Genomic DNA, 18,495 nt, shown 5'->3' on the forward strand with positions numbered 1-18,495 from the left:
TACCGACAATTGTGTCTATCACGAAGAGATAGCATGTTTCATGTGGCTGCCGACAAACTCACCGTCGAGGATCTACTCTCCTTCCCTGCCCTCCAGCTGTCCGTGAAGGCGGGCAGCAGCGGCCTCGGCCGGTCCGTATCCTGGGCACAGGTAAGCGAGTTGGACGACCCGACCCCATGGCTTCTGGGGGCCGAGATCCTCATGACCACGGGGCTCGCGATCCCCCGCACGGCGGCCGGGCAGCGCCGCTATCTGGAGCGGCTGGACGACGCCGGGGTCTCCGCCCTGGCCCTGTCGGCGCAGCTGCACATGCCTCCGCTGCACGACGCGTTCTTCCGGGCGGCGGAGGAGCGGGGCTTCCCGGTGCTGGAGGTGCCGCTCGCCGTCCCGTTCATCGCGGTCTCCCAGGAGGTCGCGGCCGCGGTGCAGGAGGACGCCCGGCACCGGCTGGGCGCGCAGTTGCAGGTCTTCGGCTCGCTGCGCTGGATGGTCGCCGAGGACCTCGACACCCCGACCCTCCTCCGCCGCCTCGAACGCCTGTCCGGATACGATGTGTTTCTCTGCACCCCGCAGGGCCGCCCGCTGCTGCCCGGGGTGCCGACGCCCGCTCCGGAGGTGCTGCCCGCCTCGGTGGACGCCGCGCCGACCGTCCCCGGCGGTTTCGTCCTGCCGGTGCCGGCACCCGGCGGTCCGGCGGGCTTCCTGGTGGCGTACGAGCGGCAGGGCGCCCAGCCCGCCGGCCTCGCGGTCGTCCAGCACATCGCGACGGTGGCGGCGCTGCGGGTGGCGATGGTGCGCAGCGAACGCGAGACACTGCGCCGCGAGGGCGCCGAGACGCTGGCCGAGCTGCTCCAGGAGGTGCTCGACCCGGAGGCCGCCCGTCGCAGGCTGGCCCGGCACTCCATCGAGGGCGACACCGTCCTGATCGTGGTCCGGCACACCCCCGACGAGGCGCTGCTGGCCTGCCTCGAGGACCACCCCCATCTGCTGCTGACCTGGGGTGAGGACCGGTACGTTCTCGGGGCGCCGGAGCTGGCCGACGCCATCGGCGCACTGCCGGCCGTGACGGCCGGGATGAGCCGCCCCTTCCGGCCGGGCGCGGCCCTGAAGGTCGCCCAGCGCGAGGCCCTGTGGGCGGTCTCCAACGCGGGCGAGTCGGGCCGCCCGCTGGTCCGCTACGGAGCCGACGCCACGGGCCGCTGGCTGCCGGACGACCCCACGGTCCTGACCGCACTGGTCGACCACGTGCTCGGTGAGGTGCTGCGCTACGACGCGCAGCACGACTCCCAGCTGCTGGTCTCCGCCCGCACCTGGATGGAACGCGACCGCCGCACCGAGACCGCCGCCGCGGCGCTGCACATCCATCCCAACACACTCGCCTACCGCCTGCGCCGCTTCGGCGCCCTCTCCGGCCGCGACCTGTCCACGACCGGCGCGCTCACGGAGGTCTGGCTGGCGATCCAGGCGGCCGGCGCGCTGGGCCTCACCGACTGACAGTCTCCTGGCGTTCCGGCACGCACCGGACGCCTCCTCCCGTACGACAGGCGTACGCGGAAGGACGATCCCCCGACAACGCGGCGAGGTGCCGCGCCGGGCGTCGCGGGCCGGACGGGACCTTCACGACGGGCCCTGTCCCCTTCCGCTGTCCGGGGCCGGACCGGGCACCCGGGTCCGGGCCCACGTCAGGAGCTCGGGGGCGTCCAGGGAGGTCACCCACAGGTCGGCCCCTCCCGTGTCCTCGTCGTCCGGCCGGGGGCCGACGCCGAGCACCCGTAGTCCGGCGCGGCGGGCCGACTCCACACCGGTCAGGGAGTCCTCGACCGCCAGCGCCTGCCCGGGACGGACGCCGCACAGCCGGACCGCCTTGGCGTAGACGTCGGGCCACGGCTTGGGCCGCACCGTCTCCGCCGCGGGCACTCCATCCGGGCCGTCCGCGTGGCGCGGCGCCTCGGACGGAACGACGACGTGCTGGAAGCGCTCTCGCAGTCCGGCCCGGGCGAGACTCTCCTCGACCACCTCCAGCGGGCAGTTGCTGGCCACCGCCAGGGGCAGCCGGCCGGAGAGCAGCCGCACCAGTTCGACGGCGCCCGGCATCGTCACCGGGTCGTCGGCGACGAGGGACAGGAAGTGGTTGAGGAGCGAAGCGATCAGGTCGGCCGCCAGTTCGGGCTTGTGCACCGACTCCGCCATCAGCCGCCCGCACTCGGCGTAGTGCACGCCCTTGGCCTGCTCCGCGAACCCCGGCGGAGCCTGGAGTCCGAAGCTCCGGAAGGCCCGTCGGCGGGCGTCCTGCCAGTGGCGTTCGCTGTCCATCAACGTGCCGTCGCAGTCGAAGACGACTGCTTCGGGGGGCCAGTCGAGCAAAGGACGTACCGGAGTGGTCACAGCGACCTCCTGAAGGGGTGGGCGGTCACGCCGCGCGTGACCGCGATCCGGGTCTGGCGGTGTCTCCTGCCGGGCGCGCCGCAGACCGGCTCACGTCAAGGCACAACCTGAGCGCAGAATTACGCGCATTCCTGACTTTCGGCAGCAAACGGAAACATCACGTCCGCTACGTTATTTCCGCCCCGGAGAGTGCGGCAATAACCGCAAGGAGTTATCGACGGCGACGGTGGCCGGGGTGTATGGAGCCGTGGGCGCCGACCCGGCCGGCCAGAAGCAGGAACCGCCAACGCGGCTTCCCTTCAAGGCAATTGAGGCATATTCACCGGGCAACCCGCACCAGCGATGCCGGGCCCCGCGGCCGCCGCACGAGGCCGGCACCCCAGCGGACCGGCCCCTTTACCACTCGCCCGCGTTCATCCTCGAAAGAAATGCGTAATTACCGCGCGAGCGTGACCTCCATTTGCTCCCGGCGTACGCGGGCGCACTACATTCGTCACTGTCATAGAAGTTGAGCGAAGGCGGACAGGACGTTGCAGGAACGGGCCAGAGCAACCCGCAGAGCACTCCTGGAAGCGGCCGCCTTCCTCTTCGCCGAACACGGATACGCGGGCACCAGCGTCAACGACATAAGCACCAGGTCGGGGCGGACCAGCGGCTCCGTCTACTTCCACTACGCCAGCAAGGAGGGCATCGCCCTCGCCGTGGTCCAGGACCGTTTCGCCACCTGGCCGGACCTCGCCGCACGGTACACGGACGAAACGGTCCCGCCACTGGACCGCCTCGTCGCCCTGAGCTACGACATCGCCCACGCCCTCGCCGGGGACCCCGTCACGCGCGCGGGCGCACGCCTGTGGGCCGAACGCGACACCGTCAACACCACGCTCCCCGACCCCTTCACCCTGTGGACCGCCGCCGCCACCCGCCTCCTCGCCCAGGCCCGGAACACCGGCCACCTGGCGCCTCACATCCGCCCCGCCCGCACCGCCCGCACTCTGGTCCGCGCGTTCTTCGGTCTCTGTTACCTGACCGAGGCGCTCGAAGGCACGGCCACCGTCCCCGACCGCCTCACCGACTGGTGGCACCTGACCCTGCCCTCCCTCCAGCCGGCCCCCTTTCCCACGGCAGCCCCGGACTGATCGAGCACCACGGACCGTGGCGCGACGCTGACCAGGTCGAACGCGCCGTCGTCCCATGGGTCGGCCGGTACAACAGCGAACGCCTGCACTCCGCCCTCGACTACCTCCCACCCGAAGAATTCGAGACCCGGCACCGCCGATCCCAGGCGACCGCGAACACAGCCTGAAACCACAAGAACCGGCCGCTACGAAAGTCAGGGCAGCTCAGTGAAAAGCCGCGCCGAGCTTGACAGCGTGTCCTACTGGAGGGGCGGCACGAGCCCAGTACCAGATCGTGCTGCACAAGCGGTCCCGGGTGGGGACTCGGGCCAAGCAAAGACTTCAGCGCTGTGTGGGGTCAGCCGAGCTGCGCGGCGAACGCCTCGTAGGCCCGGTCGTCGAAGAGGACGAACCTGACCTCCTCGACGGCCGTGTCAGCTCCTCGCACCGCCTCCACAGCAATACGTGCGGCGTCCTCCATCGGCCAGCGGTACACACCGGTGGAAATGGCCGGGAACGCGACGGTACGCGCGCCGAGTCCGTCGGCGACCCGCAGCGACTCCCGGTAGCAGGAGGCCAGCAGCTCCGAGCGGTCCTCCTCGTGGCTGAACACCGGGCCGACGGTGTGGATCACCCAGCGGGCGTCCAGCCGGCCCGCGGTGGTGGCGACGGCCTGGCCGGTGGGAAGTCCCTTGCCGTAGTGCGAGGCACGAAGCCTGCGGCACTCCTGAAGGATCTCCGGGCCGCCGCGGCGGTGGATGGCACCGTCGACGCCGCCCCCGCCGAGCAGGGAGGAGTTGGCCGCGTTGACGAGGGCGTCGGCGTGCGCGCGGGTGATGTCGCCCTGGGTGAGGGTGAGGGTGGTCATGTCTGCCGCAGCCTCCTCCAGACGGCCTTCGCCGCATTGTGCCCGGACATGCCGTGGACACCGGGGCCGGGCGGGGTGGCCGACGAGCAGATGAACACGGCCGGGTGCGGGGTGGAGTACGGGAACAGGGAGAGCTTGGGGCGCAGCAGGAGTTGGAGGCCACTGGCGGCGCCGGAACCGATGTCGCCGCCGACGTAGTTGGCGTTGCGGGCGGCGAGTTGGGGCGGGCCCGCGGTGGCGCGGGCCAGGACGCGATCGCGGAATCCCGGGGCGAATCGCTCCAGTTGGCGTTCCACGGCGTCGGTCAGGTCGCCGGTCCAGCCGTTCGGGACGTGGCCGTAGGCCCAGAAGACCTGCTTGCCGGCCGGTGCGCGGGTGGGGTCGGCGATGCTGGGCTGCACGGTGATGAGGAACGGCCGGTCGGGGGCGCGGCCTTCCCGGGACGCGGCGCGCAGGGCGGCGCCGATTTCGGCACTGTCCGCGCCGATCTGCACGGTGGTGGCCCTGCGGGCCTCGGGCGCGGTCCACGGCACGGGGCCGTCCAGCGCGTAGTCGAGCTTGAAGACGCCGGGACCGTAGCGGTAGTTCGCGTAGTGGTCGCCGAAGCCGGCGATACGGGCGAGGGCGGTGGGCGAGGTGTCGAAGACGTACGCGCGGGCCGGCGGCAGGTCGTCGAGACGCTTGACCTCGTAGTCGGTGTGGACGGCGGCGCCGAGGTCGTGCAGGTAGTCCGCGAGGGCGTCCGAGATGGCCTGGGAGCCGCCGCGGGCGACGGGCCAGCCGCGGGCGTGTGCGGCGAGGGCGAAGACCAGGCCCACGGCGCCGGTGGCGAAGCCGCCGAGGGGTGCCATCACATGGGCGACGAGTCCGGCGAACAGGGCTTTGGCCCGCTCGTCGCGGAATCGGCGCATCAGCCAGGTGGAGGGCTGGAGTCCGGCGAGGCCGAAGCGGGCGAGGCCGATCGGGTCGCGGGGCAGCGCGGTGAGCGGCAGGGACATGAAGTCGCGGGCCAGGGTGTCCCATCGGGGCAGGAAGGGCTGGACCAGGCGTCGGTACGGTCCGGCGTCGCGCGGGCCGAAGGAGGCGGCCGTCTCGCCGACCGACCGGGACAGCACGGCCGCCGTGCCGTCGAGGAAGGGGTGGGCCATGGGCAGGTCCGCGTGCAGCCACTCCAGGCCGTGACGCTCCAGCGGGAGGGCCCGGAAGGCGGGCGAGTTGATGCCCAGCGGGTGGGCCGCGGAGCACGGGTCGTGCCGGAAGCCGGGCAGGGTCAGTTCCTCGGTGCGGGCGCCGCCCCCGACGGTGCCCCTCGCCTCGAACAACGCGACGGAGAACCCGCGCCGGGCCAGTTCCGCGGCGGCGGTCAGTCCGTTCGGCCCCGCACCCACCACGACCACATCGAGCATCGACACCACCTTCGGAACTCCTTCGTCGGCCGACGGCACCCGGAGGCGGCCGGGGGCGATCGGGAGACCCAGGATATGCCGGGGCACCGACACTCTCCCGGCCCCTGGCGACCTCCCGGCCCTAAGCAACCTCCCGCTCCCGGGTGGCCTCCGCCGCGTGACGCGGTGGCTGAGGTTTCCCCTGCCCGGTCCGGGCGCCCGGGACCGGGTACGGACTCGACGACGAAGGGTGTGCCCTGTGGCAGGCCGTCCTCGACCGGTCTCTGCCGGTGCCGCAGGCCGAAAGGCCGTTTCCCGCGTCTCACCACCTCGCCCGGCGCAGCGGACCTCGAGGTCAGGCTCCGGCCGACAGCAGTCCCGTCACCCGGCGGGCCGTGGCCTCGTCGCGGGCCGCGGTGAAGGGGAGGTCGTTGCCGCCCGTGATACGGAAGGGCTCGCCGGCGCGGGTCAGGTGGGCGCCGCCCGCCTCCTCGACGAGGAGCAGGCCCGCCGCGTGGTCCCAGGCGGCTTCCCAGCAGAAGGCGGTGGCGTCCGACTCGCCGCGGGCGACGGCCAGGTACTCCAGTCCGGCCGAGCCGCAGGCGCGAGGTGCCACGCCGTCCGTCCGCAGGCCGAGGAGGGAGCGCTTCTGGTCGTCCGTCGTGAAGTCCGGGTGGGAGGTGGCCACGCGCAGGTCGCGGTCGGGGTCCGGGGAACCGGCGTGCAGCCGCACCCCGTCGAGGAAGGCGCCCTGTCCCCGTACGGCGGTGGCGAGCTCTTCGCGGACCGGGGCGAACGTCCAGGAGGCCTGGACGACTCCGCCGAGCGCGAGGGCGACCAGGGTGCAGAATCCGGTGTCGCCGTGCACGAACTGCCGGGTGCCGTCGACCGGGTCGACGATCCACACCGGCGCCTCGCCGCGTATCCCCTCGTACGACGCCGGGTTGGCGTGCACCGCCTCCTCGCCCACCACGACCGAGCCGGGCAGCAGGGCGAGCAGTGCCTCGGTGAGGTACAGCTCGGCCTGCCGGTCGGCGTCGGTCACCAGGTCGTGCGGGCCGGACTTGCGGTCGACCTCGTGGTCGGCGAGCCGGCGCCAGCGCGGCATGATCTCCTGTGCGGCGGCCTTGCGGACGGCGTCCTCCACGTCCACGGCGTGCTGTGCGAGAAACTCTTCGATGGTTTCGTTGTCCTTGATCATGCCTCCCATGAGAACATGCCCCACTGACAAACCCCACCCGTTCGGTGCACTCCAGGTGGTATCCGCATGAATATGGGTCCTCGGTCCGAGCGGGTATGGGCTCAGCGGCCCACCGCGTAGCCCTGCATGCCGCGCGGGTTCGCCGCCGCCGAGAGCACCCCCGTGGCCGGGTCCCGGGCGACCGCGCACAGTCTGCCCTCCGACCAGGCCTCGCCGACCGTCACCTCATGGCCCCGGCGCCGCAGCTCCCGCACCACCGCCGGGTCCGTCCGGGACTCCACGGTGACGCTGCCGGGGCGTGTGCCCCGCGGGTAGAAGGAGCCGGGGAAGCTGTCGTGGTGCCAGTTCGGGGCGTCGATCGCGCCCTGCAGGTCGAGCCCGCCGCGTACCGGGCCGCGCAGCGCGACGGCGAGGAAGAAGTGCAGCTGCCACTGGTCCTGCTGGTCCCCGCCGGGCGTGCCGAACGCCATCACCGGCACCCCGTCGCGCAGGGCGACGGACGGGGTGAGGGTGGTCCGGGGGCGGCGTCCCGGGGTGAGCGTGTTGGGCAGTCCGTCCTCCAGCCAGGTCATCTGGAGCCGGGTGCCGAGGGGGAAGCCGAGTTCGGGCACGACCGGGTTGGACTGGAGCCAGCCGCCGCTCGGGGTGGCCGCGACCATGTTGCCCCAGCGGTCGACGATGTCCAGGTGGCAGGTGTCGCCCCGGGTGGCCCCGTCGCCGGAGACCTCCGGTTCGCCCGGCACGGGGGACGTGGGGTGCTTGGCGACCGTCGGTTCGCCGACGCCCGGCGCGAGGGTGAGGGTGCTCCTCCCCCGGGGCCCCGCCTCGCGCGGCCCGGCCGTCCCGGCGGCCGCCGCGCGCGCCTGCGCGCTCAGTCGCGGGGTGCGCCCGCCGGGACGGCCGGGCCGCAGCGCGAGTGAGGCCCTGGGCCCCACCCGGGTGCGCCGCTCGGCGTTGTACTCCGCCGACAGGAGGTCGTCGAGCGGCACCTCGGCCGCGTCCCCGTACCAGGCCTCCCGGTCGGCCATGGCGAGTTTGCTGCCCTCGATCAGCAGGTGCGTGTAGTCGGCGGAGCCGTACGGGGGGAGTTCCGGCGGGAGCAGGGCGAGCTGCTGAAGCAGGACGGGGCCCTGGCTCCAGGGGCCCGCCTTGCACACCGTCCAGCCGTTCCAGTCGTATGTCGCCGGGGTCTCGTACGTCGCCGACCAGCCGGCGAGGTCGGCGGCCGTCAGCGTGCCGGTGCGGTGCTCGCCACTGGTGTCCAGGGTGGGCCGCCCGGCCTGCCGGACCAGCGCCTCGGCGATGAAGCCGGTGCGCCACACCTCCCGCGCGGCGTCGATCTGCGCCTCCCGGCCGCCCGCGCCGGCGACCTCGTCCAGCAGTCGCCGCCAGGTGGCGGCGAGGGCGGGGTTGCGCAGCAGCTCGCCGGGGCGGGGCGCCCTGCCGCCGGGCAGGTACACCTGCGCCGAGGAGGTCCACTCCGTCTCGAACAGCTCCCGTACGGTCTCGACGGTCCCGCCGACGTTCTCCACGGGCGCGTGCCCGTGCTCGGCGTATCCGACGGCGTACCGGAGGACGTCGGCGAGGGAGCGCGTGCCGTGGTCGCGCAGCAGGAGCATCCAGGCGTCGAAGGCGCCGGGCACGGCGGCGGCGAGCGGTCCGGTGCCCGGGACGAGGTCCAGGCCGAGCGCCCGGTAGTGGGCGGCGCTCGCCCCGGCCGGCGCGACGCCCTGCCCGCACAGCACCCGCACCTCGCCGTCCGCGGGCGCCAGCAGGATGGGCACCTCGCCCGCCGGTCCGTTGAGGTGCGGCTCGACGACGTGCAGCACGAAGGCGCCCGCCACGGCCGCGTCGTACGCGTTGCCTCCGCCCTCCAGGACGGCCATGGCCGACTGGGACGCCAGCCAGTGCGTGGACGACACCATGCCGAAGGTGCCCTGAAGGGTGGGGCGGGTGGTGAACTGCATCTCTCACCTCGGTGTTCGCTCGTGCCGACGACCTTGCCCGTCTTCTCTGTCCGCGCCGGGGAGGACCCGGGGAGGATTCGGGGAGTTCCGGTAGCGGACGCGTGGTCCGCCGGAGCGGCTGCGGACGATGTGCGGCTGACACCGACGCCGATGGAAGAACCTGCGGCCACCGCGGCAGGCATGCCCCGTCCTCCCGCTCAGCCGTTCGCTCCCGGCGCCCTCAGTGGTCGCAGGAAGCGGCTCGGTTCGCCGCTCCAGGTGATGACCAGGGCGTCCCGGGCCCTGGTGGCGGCGACGAAGAGCAGCGAGCGGGCTCGTCGCAGTTCACGCTGATGGCGTGTTCTGTCGGTGCTCTCCCAGGCGTCCACGGACGAGCGGGGGACCTTGCCCTCGGAGACACCGGCGATGATCATGCACCGGTATTCCAGCCCCTTGAAGCGGTACATGGTGCCGACGTGGACGCCCTCGCCGCCCTTGGGGCCATCGGAGGTGATCTTCGTCGCGACGATGCCGCGCCGGGCGAGCCGGCCCACGACGTCGTCCGCCATGTCGTTCGTGGGCACGCAGACGGCGACGGACTCACGAGCAACGTGGTGCCAGGCCCGCACCTGCTCGGCCACGAGGTCGAGCTCACCGTCCCAGCTCTCGGCACCGCGCAGCCATGGACGCATCCCGTGCAGCACCGACCGGTACCCGCCCAGGTTGTCCGTGCCACCGTCGAGGTCGTCGTAGTCCGTGCCGTCCAGCAGGTGGGTCGCCGACTTGAGGATCTCGTGGGTCGTGCGGTAGCTGAGCGTCAGCCTGGCCGACCGGCCGCGGATGTGGACGCCCAGGCTGCCGAGGGTGACCTGATTGTCGTAGATGCGCTGGTGGGTGTCGCCGACCAGGAAGAGGTCGTCCGGTTCCTGCGGGGCCATCGCGCGGAGCATCTTCCAGTGGGCGGGGCTCAGATCCTGGGCCTCGTCCACGACGATGTGCCGGTAGCGGTGGCGCAGCCAGGCTCCGGTCCCCGACTCGGCGTGGATGTTGCCGGGGCCCGCGTTCTCCTCCTGTCGCTTCCTGCGCTCCTCGATCTTGTGCCGGCGGGCGATCTCCAGTTGGGCGGCGCGTTCGGCGACTTGGCGGTACGTTTCCAGGCCGCTCACTTCCAGCCGTTGCGTGAAACGCTCGGCGAGCTGCCAGATCTCCGCGCGGTCGGGGCGGGTGACACTGCGGCCCCGCCCGGCGCGCCGGGCGCGGAAGTACTCGGAGCGGGAGGCGACGGCCTGTCCGAGGATGACCTGGTTCCACTCGTCGCTCAGGAATTCGGCGTCCCACCGGTTCTCGCCCGTCTCCAGCAGGAGTTGGCGCCATTCGAGCAGCGCCTGCGCGTCGTCGATGCGGCGCTTGCCGCTGCCGGGGGCGGACTCGCTGACCACCCTCGTCGCCAACTGGTCCACATGTGTGATGTCGACCCGGGCGAGCGTTTCGGGGCCTCCGAGCGACATCAGGCGGGTGCGCAGGTCGGCTGCGAGATTCCGGTTGAACGTGGTGAGCAGGACGGGCTTGGTGTGGCCGGGGGGCAGGCGGTCGACGAGGTGTTTGACCCGGTGCAGGGCCACGATCGTCTTGCCGGTGCCGGGGCCTCCGCTGACCCGGGCCGGGCCGGAGTAGGCGCGGTGGACCAGCTTCTCCTGGGTGGGGTGCAGGAACACCTTCCACCGGCCGAAGTCGCCTTCCTCGATGATGCTCTGGAGGGAGGCGTCGTCCGTGATCACCACGGTCTGCGAACGTTCGACGGCGGTCTGCCAGTCGCCGGTGTCGACCGGCTCCCTCGCCCCGTCGTCGCGCCGGCCGGTGAGCGGGTCGGTGACCTGTTGCATGACCTGGTCGTAGGGGACGCCGTCACGGAGCCTCAGGAGCACCTCCCCCGTGTGTCGGGGCGCGTACTCGGCCAGGCCCAGGAGTTCGTCGTCCGTGGTCAGCTTGAGGACTATGGGGATGAGGGGTTCCGCGACACCCAGATCAGCCAGTTGTTCCGCGGTGAACTCGGAGAACAGCCGGGCTTCGTCGTCGGCCACGGGCCCCGGTTCGGTCTCGGGCCGAGGCTCGGTCACAGGCCGAGGCTCGGTCGGCGGGGGCGACACTGCTGGGGGCAACGCCGGGGACAGCTCGGCGAGGGCCACCTGAGCCGTGGGCGCCGTCGGCCGCAGCACGCCTTCCTCGACAACCTGGAGGTCCACGTACTCGATCGCGCCGGTCACCTGGTTGATGCCGTACGTGAGCCGGTCGAGGTTGCGGTGGACGTGACCGCGGTGCTTGACGGAGACGAGGAGCCAGTCGTCGCCGGCCAGGCGGAGCAGCAGGGCGCGGTACTCGCGGTTGACCCGCGCCGACCAGAGCCGGTCGTGTCCCTTGAGCTGCTTGAGGTCGAAGCCGCCCGCCTCGGGGTTCTTGCGGAACTCGTGCTGGAACTTGTACACCGCGCCGACGATCGCCCGGTCCAGCTTGACGATCTCCTTGTCCGCCTTGTCGAGCAGCCGCAGGGTCACGCCCTTGGTCGGCGTGCCGGGGCCGGTGCCGGTCATCGTGCTTGCTCCTCGGGGTCGTTCGGGTCGTTCGGGTCGTCCGGTGCGGTGTGGGGGCCGGGAGGGGGACCGGTCAGTGCGTGCGCCAGTTCCTCGACGGTCCACCCGGTCGCGGGGCGGACCAGCCAGCCGGCCCGTGCGTACGCCTCGTCGCGGCGTACGTCGTCCGGATCGGGTTCGCCCTCCGCGTCCAGCAGGGGGGCCAGGACGACGCCGACGCGGTGCGCGGGCCACGCCAGTTCGGTGGGCCAGGCGTCCTGGCCGAGTTCGAACCCCGCCACAGGTGCCGGCACGCCCCCGGCGGCCAGTCCCTCGGCCAGCTCGGCGAGACCGGGTTCGTCGACGAGATAGGCGAGCACCTCGTCCCAGGCGGGGTCCCGTACGGCTCCGCCCTGGTCCGTCACGGCTTCGGCGGGGTCCTTCACCGTCCCGGCGGGGGCGGTCGCCTCCTTCTCGGCGGTGCTCGCGTCCGGGGACGACGCGGCGCGCGTCTCGCACTCGGCGGCCTGCCGGTGCGACTGGAGCCAGCCCGCGCCACCGGTCACGGCGAGTTCCACGGGGTCGAAGCCGGACAGAGCGCTGCTCACCAGCTGCACGCCGTCGCCCTCGCCGTCGCCCAGGAACTGGAGCAGGTTGGACCAGTACAGCCAGGCCTGCCAGCGTCTGCGGTGCGCGTTCTCGTCGGCGGCGATGGTCTCGGCGCTGTCGTCGAGCACGGTCAGAGCGGTCCACACCGCCGCGGCTTGCCCGCGGCGCAGGTCGAGGGCGATGGTGAGGGGGCAGCCGCTGCCGTCCCGGGTCGCCATGACCTGTACGCCCCCGTGTCCGCCGGCCAGCCGTTTGCCGGCCAGCGCCTCGGCGACGCGTTCGGCGGTCTGCGGTCCGTCGGCCAGGGCCCGGCTGGTCGCCGAGACCGCGGCGAATCCGGCGAGGGCGCTCTGCACGCGCCGCCGCCAGAGGCCCGGGTCGGGGGTGGTGAGGTAGCCGATCAGCGTGTTGACCGGGTTGGTCCACACGAAGTTCGGCAGGTCACGCGGGTCACCTCTGTGCATGCGCCGGTGGAGGTCGGACGCGGTCTTTCGCGCGGTGTTCCGGTAGGGCTCCCACACCGGGTCCGGGGGTGGTTTGCTCCGGCCGGTCCAGGCCCTGACGTCGTCCCAGGTCAGCTGGAAGACCTGCCAGCCGTGCCCGGAGCGCAGCCGGGTGCGTTTGGCGGCGTCGTCGGCGAGGCGGTTGTGTTCGGGGCTCGCGTGGTAGCGGTAGCCGTCGAGGTAGACGGCTACCCGCCGCCGGTCGTCGTCGAGGCTGCGGAAGACCACGTCGGGCACGGTGAAGCCGAGGTCGGTCTGGGTCTCCATGCGCCAGCCGCTGACCGTGCCGTCGGGCGCCGTGAAGCGCAGGGTGGTGTCGCGTTCCCCGTCCGGGCTCTGTGAGGTGCGCACGCTGACGTCGTCGTCGTCCTTCGCCCAGTCGAGCAGTCCGCGCCGGAACAGCGCTTCGAGTTCGCTCTCGACCTGCCGGACCAGGGAGATGTCCCGGGTGGTGTCCGCTTCCTCGGCGTGCCAGCCCTCGCCGGTCCGGCCGAGCAGTTCGCCGAGCATGTCCAGGGCGTGTTCGCGGGAGACCAGTTCGTACTCGTTGTCGGCGACGTGCCGCAGCAGGCAGCGGTGGCAGGCGGGCCGGCCCTCCGTGACGCAGACGCAGCTCTCGATCGCCCGGCGGGCGCGGGTCAGTACGTCGTGCAGGCCGTCCGGGCCGGCGAGGCGGTGGAGGTAGCCGGTGCCGCCGGGCAGGGTGTCGTACAGGACGAGGAAGTGCCTGCGGACGTCGCCGTCACCGCCCGGTTCGGGCATCGAGTCGGTGACCACGGCCAGGTGGTCGGGGTCGCCTCCGTAGCTGCGGGCGATGCCGGCCAGCAGCAGCGCCTTGAAGGAGGCGAGGCGTTCGGCGGTGTGGGCGGTGACGGCCGGGATCAGGATGCGCAGGGCCTCGCTGCGCAGTTCGTGGGCGAGCAGCAGTCTCACGCCCTGCTGGGCGTGGCGGGCGCTGTCGACGCCGTCGCGCAGCCGGGGGCACCAGGGCCGGTGGTACTTCGTGGCGTTGACCGGTACGAGGCTGTCCTGCTGGGCGGCGGGCCCGCCGTCGGCGTCGGCGAAGCCGCAGGCGTCGCAGACCCAGAAGGGGTTGATCCGGACACGGCGGCCGGCGAAGGCGTCGTCGGTTCCGGTGTCCACGCGGGAGGCGCCGACGTTGATGTGCCGGATGACGGCCCGTCGGCTGAACTCCCAGCCGAAGGTGGCCTTGTGGTGCTGCCAGGCGGAGTCGATGTGCTCGTGCGGGATGTCGACGGCGGGGATCACGGTGTAGTGGCGCCGTTCGCGTTCGTCGGTGTCGTCGCGGACCCGTACGTCGTCGCGCTGGTCGCGGGCGAGGACGCGGTGCGGGACCAGCACCTTGTGCAGGCATCCGACGTCGCCGATGGCGGCGGAGCGGCAGCGCGGGCAGGCGGTGGAGTCCTGCTGCGCCCGGTGGGTGCGGACGTGTCCGCAGTCGGGGCAGATCCGCCACCACAGCCAGGAGGGGCGGCCGGGGCTTCCGACGTCGAGGCCGGTGATGCGGTGCTTGTAGCCCTGGACGTAGTAGTGGTTGCCGGGGGCGAGGTCCTCCAGTGCGAGACGGGCCGAGCGGTCGTACTTGAGCACCTTGCTGCGGTGCTGGACCTCACGGCCCCCGCCGTCCTGGCCGGGTGCCTCCTCGCGCCAGGTGAGGGTGGCCTCCAGTTCGGTCACGGAGTCGACGAGGCTGTAGTTGGGCAGCAGGCCGAGGTCGACGAGCGCGCCGTGCGCGGTCTCGCGGCCGAGTTCGCCGGAGCGGCGGGCGACCGCGCGCCGTTCGGCGCGCAGTTCCCTGCCCTGCCGTTCGTGTTCGGGGTCGCCCGCCACCAACGCGCGGTGCGCGGCGTCGATGTCCTGCATACGGCGTTGCAGTTCGCCGCGCCGGTCCTCCCACTGCCGGCGGGCCCGGTCCAGGGCGTCGGCCAGGCCGGTGGCCGCGTAGTGGCGCAGCTCGTCGGCGGCCTGGGGGCTCACGCCCGTGCCGCGGGCCTCGTCCCAGGGCGGGAAGTAGCCGAGGAAGGTCTCCACCAGGCGGGGTCCGGCGGCGCGGGCGGCCCGCTGGAACTCGGTCTGCCAGGCGGACGCGCCGAAGAGGTCGGCGGCCAGGTGCGGCATCGGGCGGACCGGCCCCTCCCCGTCCTCCGGAGCGGAGGGCAGGCGTCCCGCGGCCACCAGGTCCAGCAGGTGCGCCGTGTACTGGCGGCGCAGGATCTCCACGGCGGACAGGAAGCAGCCGGGCGGCCGGATGTCTCCGGCGATCATCTGCCGGGGGTCGTCGAGGTAGTAGCGGTCCCGGGGGCCGCGGTCGACCATGGTGAGCAGGTAGGCGTTGCCGGTGGCGCGGCCCGCGCGGCCCACCCGCTGCACGTAGTTGGCGGGGCCCTTGGGGAGGGAGGCGAGGACCACGGCGGACAGGTCGCCGATGTCGATGCCGAGTTCCAGGGTCGGGGTGCAGGACAGGACCTGGGGGTTGGCGTAGTGGGCGTCGGTGCCGGCCCGGAACGCCTTTTCGACCGCTTCCCGTCTGGGGCGGCTGAGGGTGCCGGTGTGCTCGGCGGTGTTGATGGTGAAGACTCCGGCCTCCCGGTACATCCGCCGGTAGAAGTCCTCGGTGTAGTCCCGTCGCCGTACACCGCTCTCCAGGTCCTGGCCGGTGCGCAGGTGTCCGCCGCAGCGGTAGCGCGGGCAGGGCCTGCCGTGCCACTGGCCGGCCAGGTCGGGGTGGACGGTCTGCTGCCAGGAGCACCGGGGGCAGTGCGCGGAGGCGTCCGCGACGGCGTCGTCGGCGAGCTTGCGCACGTGCACGTGGCCGGGCTGGAGCCCGTACACGCGGGTGGTGCCGTCCTTGCTGGTGCGGGCCGACAGGACGCCGGCGTCGACGAGGGCGGGCAGCAGCCGTACGAGGAAGGCGTTGGCGGCGTCGGGGCGCAGGCCGAGGCTGCGGCGGGTCCAGTCCTGGTACCAGCCGAGCCGGCCGGTGACGACGTCGAAGTCGTCGCTGCCCTGTTTGGGGCCGCCGAGCAGGAAGGCGGGCGCGGACACGCCGGGCGGGAAGGCGGGCATGCCGGTGGGGCGTCCGCCCCAGACCGCCCATCGGCGCACTCCGGCCTGGTCGATCCAGGGGTCCAGCCAGGCGTGCCGGACGGCGCCGCGGGTGCGCAGCCGTTCCAGGAGGCCGCGGACGTGGCCGGTCCAGTCGTCGGGTCCGGGCAGGGAGCCGTCGGCCAGGGCGATGTCGCCGGGGGTGGTGTGCAGCAGTTCGCGGACGATGTCGGCGACGGCGTCGGGGTCGGCCAGGGGGACGTCCGCGGCGACGGTGCGGGTGAGTTCCAGGGTCCGGCCCTGCCGGGAGCGGAGTCCGAACTCCAGGACGGCCGAGAACGCGAGCCGCTGCGCGATGAGTTCCCAGGTGGCCCGCGATCCGTGGCCGCGGCCCGCGAGGAGGGTGTCGACACCCCGGACGACGTGCAGGTCGGGTGGGATGACGGCGGCGCGGACGGCCTTGCTGTCGACGACGTCGGCGATGAGGTCGGCCGCCAGGTCGCTGAGCGCGATCGGCTCGTCCTCGTCGATGTGGCCGGCGAGCAGGGCGCGCAGGGAGAAGGTGTAGGAGCGGTTGGCGACGTATCCGGCGCGGTGGGCGGCGTCCTGCACCGAGTCGTTGAACAGGAGGGTCTTGTTCTCCTTGAGGTTCTTGTCGAGCTCACCGCCGGTGAACAGCTGGGTGATGGAGGCGGCGGCCAGGGCGGCGAGTCCGGTACCGAGGTAGCGGATGGCGTTGAAGGTGCGGCAGGCCGGGCACTGGTCGCCCAGCGCGGCCCGGTCGTCGGCGAGGTCGGCGACGACGAAGGCGCTGTCGTGCAGGGTTTTCGGCGCGCGGGGGGCACCGTCGTCGGACGGCGGCTCGAAGTCCGTGTCGGGCGACAGTGGCCGCAGCCGGCCGGTGAGGCCGTCGAGGACCATGACGGTGGGGCCGCTGCGGGGTTTCTCGACGGCGAAGGCCGCCTCGTACGCCTGGTGCGGGGTGGCGGCGATGAGGTTGCGCACGCGGCGTTTGTCCCGGCTCACCGAGGCCCGGCGGATCTTGGTGGCGTTCATGTCCAGTTCGGCCGGGTCGGCTTCCGGGGACAGGGCGGCCCAGCCCGAGCGTCCGCACTCGCGGCAGAAGACGGCGGGCAGGAAGACCTGGGCGGGCGGTGTGGCGCTGTCCCCGGCGGGGACGGTGTCCGGCCCGTCGGCGGCGCCGTTCCCGGTGGGCGGGGCGCCCTGGCCCGCGGCCTCCACGGCGGTCCCGCCGCCGCTTCGGACGAGGACTCCGCCGGCCGCGACCCGCTCGTCGTCCCACCGGAACTCCGCGCGGGCGGCGCTGATTCCGCGCAGGACGCGGGAGACGGACCGCACCCAGTGGTGGATCTCGATGGACAGCAGCGGCCGGTCGGGGCGGCCGGGCTCGCGGGCGGTGGACAGGAGCGCGACATAACGGGCGAGGGCGCGGGCGGCGACGGCCGGGTTCTGCTGGACGGCCATGCCCCAGTGGTAGGCGTACCGGGGCAGTACCTCCATGACCTCGGCCATGGTGCGGGGGCGGCCGTCCAGGATCTCCAGGACGGCGGCGGTGAGTCGGTGGCGGCGCAGTTCGCGGCCGAGCTGCTCGGGGCCGAGCCCGCTCTTGCCGGTGAACGCGGCGGCGAGCTGGTCGAGGGCCTCACGGTCGCGGGTGGGGTCGCCGAGCCCGTCCACCTCCTGCGGCGACGGGAACGGCAGCCTGAAGTCGCTCTCCCCCGCGAACTCCTGGACACTGGCGCGGCTTTCGCCCACGACGGCGTCCTCGGGGAACGGCGTCCCGAAGACCTGCTCCGCGACCTCCAGCATGGATCCGCCGCCCGCTCCGGGCGTGCCCTCGCCGAGGGTGGCCGAGGTGGCGACGGGGCAGACGGGGCCGAGGGGACGGCCGGGTTCGGCGAGGCCGGTGACGGCGCCGAGTCTGCGCAGCAGCATGGCGACGTCGGTGCCCTGGGCGCCGTCGTAGGTGTGGAACTCGTCGAGGACGACGTAGGCGAGGGCGGGGCCGTCCGCGGACTGCCACAGGCGCTGGTCCTCGGGCCGCTGGAGGAGCAGGTCGAGCATCTTGTAGTTGGTGATCAGGATGTCGGGGCGGGTGTGCCGGATCTCGTCCCGGTCCACGGCGACCCGCGGGTTGGCCTCCTTGAACTCCTTGGACGCCTTGTCGCCGATGTACAGGCCGGCGCGGACTCCGGCGTCCCTGAGCCGGGCGTCCCGGGGATTGTCCAGGTGGTCGTTGATGCGGTGGGCCTGGTCGGTGGCGAGGGCGTTCATCGGGTACAGCAGGACGGCCTTGACGCCCTCCCGGCCGGCCTCGCGCTCGCGCCGGCAGTGGTCGAGCAGCGGCACGAGGAACGACTCGGTCTTGCCGGAGCCGGTGCCGGTGGTCACCAGGGTGGGCTCGGCCGGTCCGTTCAGGGTCGACAGGCGCTGCCAGGCGGTGGCCTGGTGGCGGTGCGGGCGGAAGCCGCGCGGGTACCAGGTGAGGTGCCGCTGCCAGCTGTCGTCCTCGGCCGCCCGGAAGGGCGTGCGGATGCGCAGGTAGGGGCCGCGGAAGATGCCGTCGTCGGGGTCGCCGAGGAACCGTTCCAGTGCGCGCCGGGTGCTTTCGTCGGCCAGGGCGTACGTCGTCGACAGGTACTGGCTCAGGCTGTCGCGTACCTGTTCGGCGGCGAGGGTCGGTCGCACCCCGGCTTCTCCTTCGGTGGTCCTGGTGGTTCCCCGACGGTGCTGCGGTCCGCCGGTGGTCCGGCGGTGGCAGGTCGGTGGCCGGTGTCGCGGTCCGTCCGTGGCACCGTGCCGGGTCCCAAGGTAATCGGAGATCCGGCG

10 protein-coding genes are annotated in these 18,495 nt (G+C 73.0%); 3 read left to right on the top strand and 7 right to left on the bottom strand.

The annotated features are described in order from the left end of the window. Positions 1–33: 33 nt before the first annotated feature. The gene (locus ACFYQA_RS14140) at positions 34–1,494 is read left to right on the top strand and encodes a PucR family transcriptional regulator (RefSeq protein ID WP_388916321.1); all 1,461 of its coding nucleotides are present in this window, start codon (positions 34–36) and stop codon (positions 1,492–1,494) included. A gap of 123 nt (positions 1,495–1,617) precedes the next feature. Here ACFYQA_RS14140 and ACFYQA_RS14145 read toward each other — a convergent pair whose 3' ends face one another. Beyond that, on the bottom strand, positions 1,618–2,385 hold the full coding sequence (locus ACFYQA_RS14145; protein WP_388916324.1) for an HAD family hydrolase: 768 nt from the start codon (positions 2,383–2,385) through the stop codon (positions 1,618–1,620). Positions 2,386–2,915: 530 nt separating this feature from the next. On the opposite strand from ACFYQA_RS14145, the gene ACFYQA_RS14150 reads away from it, so the two are divergent. Both ACFYQA_RS14150 and ACFYQA_RS14155 read left to right on the top strand, forming a co-directional pair. Beyond that, positions 2,916–3,521, top strand: coding sequence for a ScbR family autoregulator-binding transcription factor (locus ACFYQA_RS14150; protein WP_388916327.1), 606 nt, complete (start codon positions 2,916–2,918; stop codon positions 3,519–3,521). Next, complete coding sequence (locus ACFYQA_RS14155; RefSeq protein ID WP_388916330.1) at positions 3,461–3,688, top strand: integrase core domain-containing protein; 228 nt, start codon at positions 3,461–3,463, stop codon at positions 3,686–3,688. Before ACFYQA_RS14150 ends, ACFYQA_RS14155 begins: the two co-directional genes overlap by 61 nt. A gap of 170 nt (positions 3,689–3,858) precedes the next feature. Here ACFYQA_RS14155 and ACFYQA_RS14160 read toward each other — a convergent pair whose 3' ends face one another. The 6 genes from ACFYQA_RS14160 to ACFYQA_RS14185 form a co-directional block, all read right to left on the bottom strand. Continuing rightward, positions 3,859–4,368, bottom strand: a complete 510-nt coding sequence (locus tag ACFYQA_RS14160; protein WP_388916333.1) for an O-acetyl-ADP-ribose deacetylase — start codon at positions 4,366–4,368, stop codon at positions 3,859–3,861. Beyond that, the gene (locus ACFYQA_RS14165; RefSeq protein ID WP_388916336.1) at positions 4,365–5,774 is read right to left on the bottom strand and encodes a phytoene desaturase family protein; all 1,410 of its coding nucleotides are present in this window, start codon (positions 5,772–5,774) and stop codon (positions 4,365–4,367) included. Before ACFYQA_RS14165 ends, ACFYQA_RS14160 begins: the two co-directional genes overlap by 4 nt. Before the next feature lie 334 nt (positions 5,775–6,108). After that, a complete protein-coding gene (locus ACFYQA_RS14170; protein ID WP_388916339.1) occupies positions 6,109–6,954 on the bottom strand; it encodes an inositol monophosphatase family protein in 846 nt (281 codons plus the stop codon). A 101-nt stretch (positions 6,955–7,055) separates the two neighbouring features. Beyond that, positions 7,056–8,921: a gamma-glutamyltransferase family protein gene (locus tag ACFYQA_RS14175; RefSeq protein WP_388916342.1), complete on the bottom strand. Its 1,866-nt coding sequence runs from the start codon at positions 8,919–8,921 to the stop codon at positions 7,056–7,058. 197 nt (positions 8,922–9,118) lie between these two features. Continuing rightward, the gene (locus ACFYQA_RS14180) at positions 9,119–11,488 is read right to left on the bottom strand and encodes a UvrD-helicase domain-containing protein (RefSeq protein ID WP_388916345.1); all 2,370 of its coding nucleotides are present in this window, start codon (positions 11,486–11,488) and stop codon (positions 9,119–9,121) included. Then, positions 11,485–18,354, bottom strand: a complete 6,870-nt coding sequence (locus ACFYQA_RS14185; RefSeq protein WP_388916348.1) for a DEAD/DEAH box helicase — start codon at positions 18,352–18,354, stop codon at positions 11,485–11,487. The genes ACFYQA_RS14180 and ACFYQA_RS14185 overlap by 4 nt, the downstream gene beginning before the upstream one ends. Positions 18,355–18,495: the final 141 nt, after the last annotated feature.

The organism is Streptomyces sp. NPDC005774 (genome assembly GCF_042871645.1).
Lineage (GTDB): Bacteria > Actinomycetota > Actinomycetes > Streptomycetales > Streptomycetaceae > Streptomyces > Streptomyces pratens.

Coding starts and splice junctions, on each gene's coding strand:
- ACFYQA_RS14140 (WP_388916321.1), top strand. CDS start 34: ATGTTTCATGTGGCTGCCGACAAACTCACCGTCGAGGATCTACTCTCC.
- ACFYQA_RS14160 (WP_388916333.1), bottom strand. CDS start 4,368: ATGACCACCCTCACCCTCACCCAGGGCGACATCACCCGCGCGCACGCC.
- ACFYQA_RS14165 (WP_388916336.1), bottom strand. CDS start 5,774: ATGCTCGATGTGGTCGTGGTGGGTGCGGGGCCGAACGGACTGACCGCC.
- ACFYQA_RS14170 (WP_388916339.1), bottom strand. CDS start 6,954: ATGATCAAGGACAACGAAACCATCGAAGAGTTTCTCGCACAGCACGCC.
- ACFYQA_RS14175 (WP_388916342.1), bottom strand. CDS start 8,921: ATGCAGTTCACCACCCGCCCCACCCTTCAGGGCACCTTCGGCATGGTG.
- ACFYQA_RS14180 (WP_388916345.1), bottom strand. CDS start 11,488: ATGACCGGCACCGGCCCCGGCACGCCGACCAAGGGCGTGACCCTGCGG.